Here is a 13539-nt window from a genome sequence, read left to right as displayed (position 1 = left end):
CTGACCGGATCTGGCCTGACCGGATTTGGCCCGACCGGATCTGACCTGACCGGGGTGGCGGCAGTTATTTGTATTCCATCAATCCGCGTTTGCGCCCCCGCAGTCGCAGCCAGTGATATTCCATCGCGCCCTGTGCCTCGGCAAATTTGCCGAGAATGGAATAGAATGCGCGACGACGGCCCATCCGGGTAGCCAGCCGCAGGAACTGCACCGGGTAGACCAGCAACAATAGCAGCGCCCAACCGGAAAACGGCAGCAGCATCAGGATGAGGGCCGGGATCCCGGCGCCCCAGATCAGCGCCCGCCGGGTTTCCGCAACCCAATGGCGTTCGGGACCGGCGCCATGCAGCGCCGCCCCCTCGGCAAAGGCGAAACCCGCACGGCGGCTGCGCTGCCACCACTGCGAAAACCGGAGCATCTGGGCATCGTGCAATGTCATCTCGGCATCCAGCCGCCAGATTGACCACCCCGCGCGTGCCAGACGCAGGCACAGCTCAGGCTCTTCTCCCGCGATCAGGTCGTTGCGATAGCCGCCAACCTCCTGCAGTGCGCGAAGCCGCATCAGGGCGTCGCCGCCACAGGCCTTCGCCGGGCCGACCGGAGTGTCCCATTCGTGATCGCAGAGCTGGTTGTAGATCGAGCTGTCGGGGTGACGTTCGCGCCGCCGCCCACAGACCACCGCCAGCCGGGGATCAGCCTCCAGCCGCGCGGTTGCGCTGGCGATCCAGCCCGGCACCACCTCGCAATCGCCATCCACCAGCTGCACATAGGTACAGTCGCCGTCGAGATGGGCCAGACCTGCATTGCGGGCGCGGGCAGCGGTGAACCGCTCGCTCATATCGAGGCTGACAACCTTTACCCCCAGCGCCTCGGCCGCGGCGACCGACCCATCCGTCGACCCGCTGTCGACATAGATCACCCGACGCAGCTGACCTTGCAGGCTGCGCAGGCAGGCCAGCAGCCGCGCCCCTTCATTGCGGCCGATGACGACAGCATCGACAATCGGCGGCGTCTGGGCGGCGACCGGCGAATCCTGCACATCTCGGGTCATGCTGCGCTCTGGGCCAGATAACGCGGGGAAACCTGCAGGAAACCAGCCTCGCGCAGCTGTTGCGGCCCGGTTTCCGGCCCGTCATAGCGCTGAGCCTTTTCGGACCATAGCCTGAGATCCGGCGTCGTGGCAAAGCCCGCAACACGCAGCGCATCCTCGCCATGGGAGATGGCCGCGCGGGACAGGGAGGCCTGATCCCGCGCCATCGGATCATTGGCAAATTTATAGTGCTTCAGAACTGCCATCGTGTCGGCGACCTGCACACCGGTCGACAGATGCGGATGCACCGCCGGGCCGACGTCTGCACCGACAAAAACCAACGGGTGTTTGCTGAGGCAACAGTTCTCTCCGAAGACGGCGCCGCGAATGCCACCGAACTGCATTCTGGGTGCAGGCGCGGGCGCATCTGGCAGCTGGTTCTGGGACAGGAAGAACCCCAGCCCGGTAGCCGGATCATGATAGGGTAGCGCGCGCACCGCGCTGATGTCGTAGTGGCAGAAGCTCTGCTGCACCTCCGGGTAGGCGTGCTGCGCGACCGATTGCAGCGGCGCCTTGGGAAACATTTCCAGCATCTGCGCCATCATCGCGCTATACCCATGCCGATCCAGATAGCGCACCAGCCCGGTCAGGCCGAGCGGCACCTGCCCCTCGAATTCAAGGATTTCGTCCATATCGGCGAAAAGACACCAGCGACCGGCGCAAAACTTCCGCGCCGCATAACCGCGAAAGATATTTTCAAAGCGGCCCCAGGGCAGGCGGGATTGCAGCACCGTGACATCCGGTTCTGCCGCCAGCCGGGCCAGCGTGTCGTCGCTGGAGCCGGTGTCGCAGAAGACGAAATGCGCCGCCCCAAGCGCGCGGTAATGGGCGAGAAAAACATCAAGGTAATAGGCTCCGTCCCGCACCAGCGCGACCACGGTAACTGCTTCGCGCGGTTGATGAATTTGGCGCGGCCCCGACAGGTGCCGGAGCGTTGCACGAAACCGCAGGCGATCAAATGGCATGACGATCCTGCTGTCGAACCGATCCGCAAGACGGGCACGAAACCGGCGGGTCAACCCATCGGGCGCTTTCGGCGCGGCGGGGCTGGGAGGATCATCTGTGCCGGTCATCGTGGCTCCTGGTCGGACAGTTCCAACTGTGCAAAAACATCGATCCGTGGCAAGTATATTGCATTATGTTAGCGCTAAAACTATGACCGTCGCAGAATTGCATTTCGACGCTGAATACGGCAGTGTCTCGCAAAAATCGGACATGCAGAGGGACAGAGCACATGGGCTCGGACATGACAGTGCTGGTTGGCGACGTGGGCGGCAGCAATACGCGGCTGGCCCTTGCCGGTCCTGAAATCGGCGTCACGGCGCTGCAAAGCTTTGCTAATGATAGCTTTTCCAGTCTCGATGACGTGCTTGCGGCCTATTGCTCGCAGCCCGATCTGCCGCCTTTGGCCGGTGCCTGCATCGCGGTGGCGGGGCCTGTCTATGGCAACGAATATCAGCTGACCAACCGCAACTGGCAGGGGACGGCAGCGGACCTGGGCCGACAGTTGCAGCTAGGCGAGGGCGCGCGGGTTGACGTGATCAACGATTTGGCCGCGCTCGGGCATTCGCTGCCCGCACTGATCCCCGGCCAGCTGTCGTCGCTGCGGGCGGGACACCAGCGCGGACAGCAGGCGCTGGTGGCGGGCATCGGCACCGGCTTCAACGTGTCCTTGTCGGTGGATGGCCACACTGCCGAGGCCGAGATGGGCCATACCAGCCTGTCGGCGCCTGTCGCGCGTGGTCTGGCCGAACGGCTTGGAGAGCGAGCTGCCGGTTTTGCAACCAATGAGGATCTGTTCTCCGGGCGCGGGCTGGTGCGCTATCATCAGGCGCTGCATGGCGTCGCGGCAGAGGGCGGCGCGCAGATCGTCGCGGATTATCTTGCCGATGCCGACAGCCCTGCCGCCGAGACGGTGACCAGCTGGGCGCGGCTGCTGGGGGATTTTGCCCGCGAATTGGTGCCGACCTATATGCCGGGACAGGGGATCTTCTTTGCCGGCAGCGTGGCACGGGGCGTGCTCGGCACCCCGGCCTGCGAGATATTCCTCAAAAGCTTCCTGCAACCTGCGACCGGCGTGCAGAGCCGGTGTGAAACCACGCCGCTGTGGTTGATCACCGACGATGCCGCAGGCGTCAGCGGGGCGGCGCGTTTTGCAATCGAAATGGCCGGCCGCAGCCGCTGAACCGCGCCCATGGCTGGGGCGCAGATCAATAGTCGCGTTTGAAGAAGAGGCCGATCCCGGTCTCGCCTTCGCCATCCACCTTGCCGGTGACGGTGAGGCTCTTGCTCACATCCAGATTGATGCTCAGCTCACTGTCGCCGCGGGTGTTGACATTGAAATCGGTATAGACGTTCTCCGACACATAGCCGCCGATATCCAGAAGGCCCGCGCCGATATTGTCGAGACCCAGCTCAACATTGCTGGCGCCGGTTTCATCGCGCAGTTTGCTCTCGGCCCGATTGCTGCCGCCGCGCCCGCTGAGCGTGGCCACGGAGCTCGCCAGCCGTGCCAGTGCCAGCGGGGAGAGGTCCTGAATATTGTCGCCAAACAGCAATAGCGCCAATGCCTCCTCGCTTGGGCGTTCCGGCTCGGAGGTCACCTTGATCGAGGGGCTGTCGATCAGCCCGGAGAGTTCGAGCGTCGCGGTGCCTTCGGAGGTCGCTGCCGAGGAGCGCAAGAGCAGATAGGGGCGCAGGTCGCCTTGCAAGGTGATCTGCCCCTCATCAAGCGCCAGCCGTCGTCCAAGAATATCAAAGGTGCCACGGATCAGGCTGATCTGGCCTGATGGCGCCAGGTTCGCGGTGCTGCCGCGCAGCTGGATCTGGCCGCCCAGCTCGGCACGAACGCCACGCCCACGGGCGTTGATGCGATTGGGCGCGCTGATCAGCACGTCAAGCAGGGTTCGGCCAGCCCCGCCACCGCCGCCGCCGGTGTTGATCAGCCCGGCACGGGCGCGCGTGCGGCGCACCTCGGCAGGCTCACCCTGATGGCGGATATCCGGGATCGGCGCTGCGGTGACGGAGCCGCCTGCGGTCGCAAGGTTGATATTGGTCTCGCCCACATCAATCCGCCCTGACAGGCTTTTGGTTCCGATCAGCCCCCCGGTCAGAGACAGCGCACCAGAGAGTTGCGTGTCATAGGACAGCTGATCGCTGAGACCGACATTGGTGAGCGCGATCTGCAACTGCGCATCAAAGGGCGCGATCAGCCCGATGGGTCCGCTGACCCGCAGCTGGCCGCCATCGCGGGGCTGCGCCGTCAGCTGAAGATCGGCTCTGGACCGCGCAATAGAGACGGTGGCGGTGATGTCATCTATCCGCTGGGCGGCAGCCGGAATTGCCAGCGACGTCCCACTGGTACGGATCTGCCCGCTGAGGTTGGCCAGCGATGGCTCCCCTTCCAGCGAGAGATCGAACTGGGCGGGGCCACGGATCAGATTGGGTGACATGAAGGGGTTCAGCCCCTCCAGACGCAGCTGTCCCCTGGCATCAATATCGGCACGGCCCTGCACCTCGTCCCAGCTGCCCGCAACGGTGCTGGTGACGCCAGCCGGGCCAATCGCGCGGCTATCGATCTGCCAGACCCCATCGCGGCGACGGGCGGTGCCTTCGGCGGTCAGCCGCCCCGGCAGCCCGGGAACGAAGCGCTGTACCTCGGCCACCAGCGCGTCAAAGGTGATATCGGCGTCCCCTTTGTTTTCGGAGACCGTACCATCGAGATCAGCCGACAGCCCCGCCGGTCCTTCGGCCGCGCCGTCAAAGGTCCAGACCCCGGCGCGGCGGCTGGCAGTGCCCTTGGCGCTCAATGATCCGGCGAGGGTCGGCACAAAACGTTCAAGCGCGTTGATCGCGGCGTCGAACTCCAGATCGCCATCGCCGTTGATATTGATCTGGCCGGTCAGTTCCGCGCGGGAGGATTTCGGGCCTTGCAGCTCGGCAATGCCAGAAAACGTCTGGTTCTCGCGGGTGATATCCGCGCTGAATTGCAGCGCTCCGGGGGCCTGCGGCAGGACCTTCTCCAGCTGCTTCAGCGTGGCGCCGAGGGACAGGTTGCCGCTGGTGCTGCCCAGTTGCCCTTTGGCCCGCGCGGTCAGCCCTTTGGCCTCCAGCGCGAAGCTGTCGATGCTGAGCCCGGCCTCGTCCCGGCCGGCCTTGAGCGCAATGGTGGTGGTGCCGCCGATCAGGTCATCGACAGGCCGCAATCCCGCCGAGAGGTCGTGACCCCGAACTGCGAGGTCAATGTCAAAGGCCCCAGACAGCGGGGTGGTGGAGCCGACGGCCTTTGCCGTCATCCGCCCGTCCAGAGATTGTCCCGCAAGGCTGGAGAAACGCGCAAGATTCTGGGCGTTGGCGTCAATATCGGCGGAGATGCGCAGCCCGCTTTCCAGACCGTCGATGGTGACCGCGCCGGTCGCACCGTAATCCGCCCCCAACAGCAGCATATTGGTGATACGCAGCGCGCCGGGTCCATCTGTGGTGACCTGCCCGTCAAAGGTGATTGCCGCCCCCAGGGCCTCGGCCAATGCAGGGTCGGTGGGGCGCAGCCCGGTCAGCGCGGCGGCGATCTGCCCGTCCAGCGCCAGACCGCTGCTCTGGTCCAGGGTGCCGGTCATCTCCAACTCGGCACGGGCAATGCGCAGCGCGGGGTTGGCCAGCCGTTTCATCCGTGCGGTCACGGTCCAGTCGCGGCCAGCGGGTTTCCGTGCATGGAGCGCAAGGTCGGTGACCGTGGTCGAACCGCCTGCCACCGGCAGGACCACCGCTTCCTGTCCCGGCGGAGGGGTGACCGCAGCGCTCAGATCGGCGCTTTCAAGTTCGCCACCGGCGGCCATTTCAACAAAACCGGAAACTTCGAGCGCCTGTGTCGAAAGCGCCAGATCGTCGATCATCACCCCGCCCATGGCGCGGGTCTGGCCGCGCAGCCGGGCGCGCATGTCTGGGCCGAAGAACGGCTGATAGACCGGATCGACCAGCGCGGTGATATCGCCGTTCAGATCCGCACGAAAGCCAATGGGGCGGCTGCCCGCGCTGGGATCCGCCGGGGCGTCGCCGGCAGGCGACAGAACAACAGTACCGCCGAGGCGTCGGGTGCCGTCGGTATCCAGTGCCAGTTCGGCGCTGAAATCCTCAACCGGTCCGCGTCCTTGCAGGGCGAGACGGATATCGGGGCCGCCTGGCAGGCCAAGCGCGGTGGACACAAGCCCGCCGTCTTCCTCCTGCAACACCATATCAACCGTGATGTTGCCGGTGTCATTGGCAAAACCCGCCTCCAGGGTGAGCTGATCACTGTCGCGGTCCAACCGGGTGATCTGCAAGGCGCTGTCGAGCGCGCCATTGGCAAGGCTCATCGAACCATCAAGGGTCAGCACCGCCGCCACCCCGACCAGATCCTGCCCAAGTGTCAGCCGCCCAACCTTGATTTCACCGATATTGATCGACACCGGCAGCTCCGGCAGCTGGAACGGCGCCGCCTCGGGGGTTGGCAGGTTGGGGTCGTCCAGCGGCGCAGCGGGTGCGCGTTCGATATGAATGCGATCCGCCTTTAGCGTGTTGATGGAGAAATCACCGCGCAGCAGGCCTAGGCGGTTCCAGTCCAGTTCTGCGCCCTCAATGGTCAGCCAGATGCCTTCGCTATCTGCCACGGTCAGCTTTTGCAGCGTAGCCTGAGAGGACAGCGCTCCCTCCAGCCCGGTAACGCGGATCGCGCGGCTCTCGCCCGAGAGCGTGTCTTCGAGAAAATCAACCAGCAGGCCACCGCTCTCTTGGCGCTCCTGCGCGGGTGTTTCAAGAGGGGCCATTGTCAGCGCCACAGCCAGGAGCAGCGGCGAGAACAGGGTGGCAGGGCGGAGGGCTGCGAGAAGATGTTTCAAAATGCCTGTCCTATCCCGATGTAGAATTGCAAGCCGTCGTCGCTGCCACCGTCTACCGGATAGGCCAGATCCAGACGGATGGCGCCGATCCCGGCCACGTCGTAGCGCAGCCCGAACCCGGCGCCGGCATGTCGGGCCGAGTCCGAGGAGACAAAACTCTCCGCATCCACCAGCCCGACATCGTAAAAGCCGACAAGGGTGAATTTCTCGCCGATCCGCCCGCGTACCTCGCCCGATAGGGCCAGATAGCCGCGCCCGCCGGAGATCCCGCCCGCCGCAGGCACGCCCAGCGACTGGAACTCCTGACCGCGCACCGATCCTGCGCCGCCGGAGTAAAACAGCAGGGTGGGCGAAACCTCAGACAGCGACGGGCCGATCACCGATCCCATCTGCAACCGCCCGGCCAGCACGATGCGGTCACTGCTGCCAAGCGCCTTATAGGCGCGCCCGTCGAATTTCAGCTGAAGCCCGGATTTGCTGCCATCCACGCCGACAAAGGGCAGGGCGCGGGCATCCAGATAATATCCGCTGGTGGCGCTCAGGCTGCTGTCGCGCCCGTCGTATTCCGCCCGCAGCTGCCCGACCAGATATTTGAAACGTCGCTTGCCGAAGACGTCTTCGGCGAGCACGCTCTCAAAGCCAACGGAGGCCTCGGCAAAAAGCTGGTCGGAATAGACCCGGCGCAGACCGACCGCGCCCAGTCCACGGGTGGCGGTGTAATGTTCTTCGTCCAGCCTCTCGGCCTCAAGCAGGTAGAACTGGCTGTCATCGGGACCAAAAGCGGCAGGCCGGTCCAGTCGCAGCGCCACGCGCCCGTCCAGATCATTTGCACTGCCAATGCCCGACAACCGGGCCTCAAATCGCAGGCGCTCCGCACCGCCAAAGAGATTGCGGTGCATCCAGGAACCACTCACCTCCAGCCCGTCAGAGGAGCTGAGCTCAGCCCCAAAGGTAAATCGCCGGGGCGGCTGATCCTCGATCCTGGCGACATAATCCAGCGTACCGTCGGGATTGGCGCGTTCGGCAGGGCGAATGGTGACAGCGGCAAAAGCCCCGGTGCGGCGCAACCGTGTCGCGGACCGCGACAGAAGATCGGGGTGAAACACCTCGCCTGTCGGGAAGCCTGCGATCCGCTGTATCGCCTCTGCCCGCACGTTCGAGGGGGTGGCCAGCTTCAAACGACCAAAACGCAGCTGCGGTCCCGGCGCCAGGCGCAGACTCGCATTCAGTCTGGCGGCCACATGGTTGGCGGTGATCGACTGCGCGCCGACCTTGGCCTGCGGGTGACCGGCATAGCGCCAGTTTTCCACACCCGCGTTTGCGGCATCGCGCAGGACTGCGGTGGTGGCGGTGCGACCGGTGGCAAATTCTTCGGGGATCTCAACCGCTCGTCGCTGTGGGAGGGGGGCAATCTCAGCGGTGCCAAAGGTGAATTTCGGACCTGCCTTGACGGTGATATCTATCTTCTTGATCTCACGCGGAAGGTTCAGGGGCTGGATCCGGGCCGCCTCGCGCCCATCGACGCTTATCTGCACCACCGGCGAGAAATATCCCTGATCGTAAAGCACCTGCACCAGCGTGCGATAATCCGAGAGCGCCGCCGCCATCAGCGGCTGCACGCCGGTCTCGCCGCGTGCGCTGGTCGCCAGCGTGGCAGAAGCATCCTGCAGGAGGTCGCGCAAATCGCCGTCCGACCCCGGCGCGACCAGCCGGGCGTCCGCCGCAGACAGCGCCAATGTGCCGCCAAAGAACAAGGCCGTTGCCAGGGCGGCCTTGCGGCCCAGCTGAGCAAAACCCCGAGGTTGAGTGACATGGCAAAGGGAGCGGCGGAAGGATCGGCGATAGAACATGGGACGCTCCGGACAGGCTACAAGATCGGTCCCCGGTCTCGGGCGGATCGGCGCTGACGCCACCGAGACATGTGGACCGGGATCAGACCTAACATAGGGCAAACCCGGTGTGTAACGTCAATGTCGCGTGATAGGTTCCCGCGCCAATTCGTGATCAAGCCTCTGACAGATCGGCGACAGATCGGCGCTGATGCGCGCCCCAGGTTGGAGCTGACGGGCTGACGACCGGCTACATCTGCGCGGCGCGGAACCAGGCCCGGATCGCAGCGCGATCCTCGGGCGCCATATAGGTGATATTGGCAGGTGGCATCGCATGGGTCACACCCGCCTGCAGGTAAATCTCACCGGCGCGGCGGGCCACATCCGCTTCGGTCTCCAGCAAGACACCCTTGGGGGCGGTGCGGATCCCGTCCCAGAAGGGTTCGCGGGCATGGCACATGCTGCATCGGCCCAGAACGATTTCATGCACCTCGGCAAAGCCTTCGGTCTGGGCCATGGTCAGCGCGGTGCCGCTCAGCGCGGCCTCCTCCGGGGCATCGTCGCCCTCATGCTCAAGCCCCAGCGATGACAGGATGATCACGCCCAGGAACAACAGCGCCGTCGCCAGCCAGGTCCAGGTCGGATCACCGGCACGGGCGTGGCGTGTGTTGAAATAATGCCGGATGGTCACCCCCATCAGGAACACCAGCGCCGCGATCAGCCAGTTGTATTCGCTGGCAAAAGCCAGCGGGTAGTGGTTCGACAGCATCAGAAACACCACCGGCAGCGTCAGATAGTTGTTATGGGTCGAGCGCAGCTTGGCGATCTTGCCATATTTGGCGTCCGGCGCGCGGCCTTCCTGCAGATCCTTCACCACGATGCGCTGGTTGGGCATGATGATGAAAAACACATTCGCCGTCATGATGGTGGCGGTAAAGGCACCGAGATGCAGCATCATGGCGCGACCGGTGAACACCTGATTGAGACCCCAGCCCATGGCCACCAGCATCACGAACAACAGCACCATCAGCAGGGTCGGGCGCTCAGCCAGACCGGATTTGCACAGACGGTCATAGACCAGCCAGCCCACCGAGAGCGTCGCGGCTGAAATCAGGATCCCCTGCCACAGCGCCAGATCCGCCTTCGACTGGTCGATGAGATACAGCTCGCCACCGACCCAATAGACCACCATCAACAGCGCAAAACCCGAAAGCCATGTCATATAGCTTTCCCATTTGAACCAGGTCAGATGGTCAGGCATCTCGGCGGGGGCGACCAGATATTTGCGGATGTGATAAAAACCGCCACCATGGACCTGCCATTCCTCGCCATGGGCGCCCACCGGCAGATCCGGTGCCTTGCGCAGCCCCAGATCCAGCGCGATGAAATAGAAGGAGGAGCCGATCCAGGCGATGGCGGTGATCACATGCAGCCAGCGGATGGCAAAGCCCAGCCAATCCCACATCATCAACAGCTCAAACATTCAGATCCGGTCCTTTGTCGCCCAATGCGCATTGCTGCGGCCGGGGCTGGGTTAACAGTCAGTCGCTGCGCGTCCTGCGGGCGCCGATGCCGCCCGGTGGTTCGGGCCGGGCGGGGCGCAATCTGGCCTAGCGCAGCCCTGCCACACTAGGCAAAGCGGGGTTTCTTCGGTATTCCCATATACTGCCAAACTGTATCAAAAAATCTGGAACAATCGCAGGCCTCTGTCATGTCTTACCTCGACAATATCCGCACCTTCGTTCGGGTCTATGAACTGGGCTCGATGTCGGCCGCAGGGCGCGACCTCAGGGTGTCGCCTGCAGTCACCTCGGCGCGGATCTCGCAGCTGGAGGAATACCTCGGCGTGCGGCTGTTCCAGCGCACCACTCGCAATCTCACCGCAACCGAGCAGGGGCGAGCCTTCTATGACGGGGCGGTTGCGGTATTGGATGCGGTGGATCTGGCGGAGGCCAGGGTGATGCATCTGACCGATACCCCGCGCGGCACCCTGTTTGTGGCGGCACCTCTGGGGCTGGGTCGGCGGCTGCTGGCGCCGCAGACGCCGGAATTCCTGGCCACCTACCCGGAGATCAACCTGCGTCTGCGGCTGTCGGACCGTGCGGTGGATCTCACCAGCGAGGGGCTGGATCTGGCATTCTTCCTGGGCCAGCCAGAGGACAGCAACCTGCGCATTCGCAAGATTGCGGATTGCCAGCGGGTGCTCTGCGCCGCGCCCGCCTATGTCGCGCGGCGCGGGTTGCCCGCAGATGGTGACGCGCTGCTGCGGGATGGGCATAATTGTCTGAACCTGCGCTACCCCGGCGCCAGCGAGTTTCAGTGGCTGTTGCAGACCGGCGATGGCCCGCGCCGTTTTGCGGTGAGCGGGCGCTACGAATGCGATGATGGCGATGTGCTGACCGATTGGGCGCTGGCAGGGGAGGGCGTGATCCTGAAACCCCTCTTCGAGGTTGCCGAGCATCTGGCGGCAGGACGTCTGGTGCCGGTCGCCGAGGCCACGCCACCGGTGCCCGTCCAGCTGGCCTGTCTTTATACCCATCGCCGCCATCAGGATCCGAAGACCAGATTGTTCATGGAATATATGACCGCGCGGCTGGCCTCAGTGCTGCGTGTCGATGGGCTGCGTGTCGATGGCGCGCAACCGGGGCGTGCTGCCGACCCCGCGCAGGCAGGAACGCCCGAGACCTGAGCGACCCGCAGCAGCTCCCGCCCGCCCCGGCGCTCCTGTCGGAGCGCCGTGTACGTTGGGCATGGCCGCGCCAGGGCGCGGCGGCGCTCAGCTGCCGCGATAGGTGGAATAGCCGAAAGGCGACAGCAGCAGGGGCACGTGGTAATGCGCGCTCTCATCGGTGATGCCAAAGCGGATCGGAATTTCGTCCAGAAACAGCATCTCGCCGGAGGCCTGGCCATTGGTGCGCAGGTATTCCCCGGCCTCGAACACCAGCTCGTAGAGACCGGTCACAAAATCCTTCTTCGGCAGGATCGGACTGTCGGTCCGCCCATCGGCATTTGTCAGCATCTGCGAGATCTCGGTGCGCCCGCCTGCATCCAGCCGGTACAGCCGGATCGGCAGTCCGGCGGCGGGGCAGCCGCGCGCGGTGTCCAGCACATGTGTGGTGAGATACCCGGGCTCTGTCCTTGTGCTCATTCTTAAGTCCTCCTGCTATGGGGCTACCTCTGCCTGATGGCGGCGGGGCCTGCAAACCTGTGCAATCTGATAGTGTATTCGGGAAAATTTGAAAGATAGCCGTGATCTTCTGCCATAGTAATGACCTGGAGTTGTTTGAAAAGAGGCCCCCGGCAATGAACAGATACCCCCGCAACATGATCGGATATGGCGCGACGCCGCCCGATGCAGCCTGGCCCGGCAATGCCAAGGTCGCGGTGCAGTTCGTGTTGAACTATGAAGAGGGCGGGGAGAACAATATCCTGCATGGCGATGCGGGGTCGGAGGCGTTTCTGTCTGACATCGCCGGGGCGGCGCCCTGGCCAGGACAGCGGCACTGGAACATGGAATCGATCTACGATTACGGCGCCCGCGCCGGGTTCTGGCGGCTGCATCGCATGTTCACCGCTGCGGATATCCCGGTCACCATCTATGGTGTCGCCAGCGCATTGGCGCGCTCTCCCGAACAGGTCGCGGCGATGAAGGCTGCCAAGTGGGAGATCGCGTCGCACGGGCTGAAATGGGTCGAACACAAGGATATGGCAGAGGCCGACGAACGCGCCGCCATTGCCGAGGCGATCCGCCTGCATACCGAGGTGGTCGGAGAGCGTCCGCGTGGCTGGTACACTGGCCGGTGCAGTGAAAACACCGTGCGTCTGGTGGCTGAGGAGGGCGGCTTTGACTATATCTCGGACACCTACGACGATGATCTGCCCTATTGGCTGGAGGTCGGCGAACGCGATCAGCTGATCATCCCCTATACGCTGGAAGCCAACGACATGCGCTTTGCCACCGCACCCGGCTACATCACTGGCGAACAGTTCTATCAGTATCTCAAGGACGCCTTTGACCTGCTCTATGCTGAGGGTGAAGAAGGTGCGCCGAAAATGATGTCGATCGGGCTGCATTGCCGCCTGATCGGCCGCCCCGGCAAGGCGGCGGGGCTGAAACGGTTTATCGACTATATCCGGGGGTTCGACGGGGTCTGGTGCCCGCGCCGCATTGATATCGCCGATCATTGGGCGAAAACCCATCCACATCAGCGCCGTGAACGCCCCAGCCAGATGAGCCGCGCGCGATTTGTCGAGGCCTATGGCGGGATCTTTGAACACTCCCCCTGGATTGCCGAACAGGCGCATGATCTGGAACTGGGACCAGCCCATGACCGCGCGGCAGGGCTGCATAATGCGCTGTGCCGGATGTTCCGCTCTGCCAGCGAGGCGGAGCGGTTGGGCGTGCTGACAGCGCACCCGGATCTGGCAGGCAAGCTGGCCGCCGCCAAACGTCTCACGGCGGAGAGCACCAGCGAGCAGGCCTCCGCCGGGCTGGATGCGCTGACTGATGCGGAACGCACACGGTTTACGCAATTGAACAGCGCCTATGTGGAAAAACACGGCTTTCCCTTCATCATTGCGGTGCGCGACCACGATAAGACGTCGATTCTTGCAGCATTTGAACGGCGTATCGCCAATGATCGCGACAGCGAATTTGCCGAAGCCTGTCGGCAGGTCGAACGTATCGCCGAGTTCCGCCTGCGGGATGTGCTGCCGTGAGGGACTGCCAGCTATGCCGGAGACCGCG

The 13539-nt window shown here is 64.2% G+C and carries 9 protein-coding genes; 3 read left to right on the top strand and 6 right to left on the bottom strand.

The genetic code is table 11. From position 1 onward, the window contains the following. Positions 1–64: 64 nt before the first annotated feature. A complete protein-coding gene (locus VWY60_RS12585; RefSeq protein WP_416540629.1) occupies positions 65–1051 on the bottom strand; it encodes a glycosyltransferase in 987 nt (328 codons plus the stop codon). Next, positions 1048–2163, bottom strand: a complete 1116-nt coding sequence (locus VWY60_RS12580) for a glycosyltransferase family 2 protein (RefSeq protein WP_416540628.1) — start codon at positions 2161–2163, stop codon at positions 1048–1050. The genes VWY60_RS12585 and VWY60_RS12580 overlap by 4 nt, the downstream gene beginning before the upstream one ends. A gap of 161 nt (positions 2164–2324) precedes the next feature. Here VWY60_RS12580 and VWY60_RS12575 point away from each other — a divergent pair, with 161 nt between their 5' ends. Then, on the top strand, positions 2325–3275 hold the full coding sequence (locus VWY60_RS12575) for a glucokinase (RefSeq protein ID WP_416537291.1): 951 nt from the start codon (positions 2325–2327) through the stop codon (positions 3273–3275). Between the two features lie 25 nt (positions 3276–3300). Here the strand turns inward: VWY60_RS12575 and VWY60_RS12570 are convergent, their stop codons facing one another. The 3 genes from VWY60_RS12570 to VWY60_RS12560 all read right to left on the bottom strand — a co-directional run bounded on the left by VWY60_RS12570 (position 3301) and on the right by VWY60_RS12560 (position 10275). After that, on the bottom strand, positions 3301–6963 hold the full coding sequence (locus tag VWY60_RS12570) for a translocation/assembly module TamB domain-containing protein (protein WP_416540627.1): 3663 nt from the start codon (positions 6961–6963) through the stop codon (positions 3301–3303). After that, on the bottom strand, positions 6960–8813 hold the full coding sequence (locus VWY60_RS12565; protein ID WP_416535530.1) for an autotransporter assembly complex protein TamA: 1854 nt from the start codon (positions 8811–8813) through the stop codon (positions 6960–6962). Before VWY60_RS12565 ends, VWY60_RS12570 begins: the two co-directional genes overlap by 4 nt. Before the next feature lie 229 nt (positions 8814–9042). Continuing rightward, positions 9043–10275 carry a urate hydroxylase PuuD gene (locus VWY60_RS12560; protein ID WP_340544549.1) on the bottom strand — a complete coding sequence of 411 codons (1233 nt, stop codon included), beginning with the start codon at positions 10273–10275 and terminating at the stop codon, positions 9043–9045. A gap of 228 nt (positions 10276–10503) precedes the next feature. On the opposite strand from VWY60_RS12560, the gene VWY60_RS12555 reads away from it, so the two are divergent. Beyond that, positions 10504–11481, top strand: coding sequence for a LysR family transcriptional regulator (locus VWY60_RS12555; RefSeq protein WP_416535528.1), 978 nt, complete (start codon positions 10504–10506; stop codon positions 11479–11481). An 87-nt stretch (positions 11482–11568) separates the two neighbouring features. On the opposite strand, the gene uraH is transcribed toward VWY60_RS12555, so the two are convergent. After that, positions 11569–11940 carry a hydroxyisourate hydrolase gene (gene uraH, locus VWY60_RS12550; protein WP_416540626.1) on the bottom strand — a complete coding sequence of 124 codons (372 nt, stop codon included), beginning with the start codon at positions 11938–11940 and terminating at the stop codon, positions 11569–11571. Between the two features lie 155 nt (positions 11941–12095). Between uraH and puuE the strand changes: the two genes are divergently transcribed. Continuing rightward, positions 12096–13511: an allantoinase PuuE gene (gene puuE / locus VWY60_RS12545; protein WP_416540625.1), complete on the top strand. Its 1416-nt coding sequence runs from the start codon at positions 12096–12098 to the stop codon at positions 13509–13511. The last annotated feature ends 28 nt before the right edge of the window (positions 13512–13539 follow it).

This window comes from Phaeobacter sp. JH20_26 (assembly GCF_048056275.1).
Classification (GTDB): domain Bacteria; phylum Pseudomonadota; class Alphaproteobacteria; order Rhodobacterales; family Rhodobacteraceae; genus Phaeobacter; species Phaeobacter bryozoorum.
Note: the sequence above shows the minus strand (reverse complement) of the source record. Positions and strands in the feature narration are given on the sequence as shown.

Coding starts and splice junctions, on each gene's coding strand:
- VWY60_RS12585 (WP_416540629.1), bottom strand. CDS start 1,051: ATGACCCGAGATGTGCAGGATTCGCCGGTCGCCGCCCAGACGCCGCCG.
- VWY60_RS12580 (WP_416540628.1), bottom strand. CDS start 2,163: ATGACCGGCACAGATGATCCTCCCAGCCCCGCCGCGCCGAAAGCGCCC.
- VWY60_RS12575 (WP_416537291.1), top strand. CDS start 2,325: ATGGGCTCGGACATGACAGTGCTGGTTGGCGACGTGGGCGGCAGCAAT.
- VWY60_RS12565 (WP_416535530.1), bottom strand. CDS start 8,813: ATGTTCTATCGCCGATCCTTCCGCCGCTCCCTTTGCCATGTCACTCAA.
- VWY60_RS12560 (WP_340544549.1), bottom strand. CDS start 10,275: ATGTTTGAGCTGTTGATGATGTGGGATTGGCTGGGCTTTGCCATCCGC.
- VWY60_RS12555 (WP_416535528.1), top strand. CDS start 10,504: ATGTCTTACCTCGACAATATCCGCACCTTCGTTCGGGTCTATGAACTG.
- uraH (WP_416540626.1), bottom strand. CDS start 11,940: ATGAGCACAAGGACAGAGCCCGGGTATCTCACCACACATGTGCTGGAC.
- puuE (WP_416540625.1), top strand. CDS start 12,096: ATGAACAGATACCCCCGCAACATGATCGGATATGGCGCGACGCCGCCC.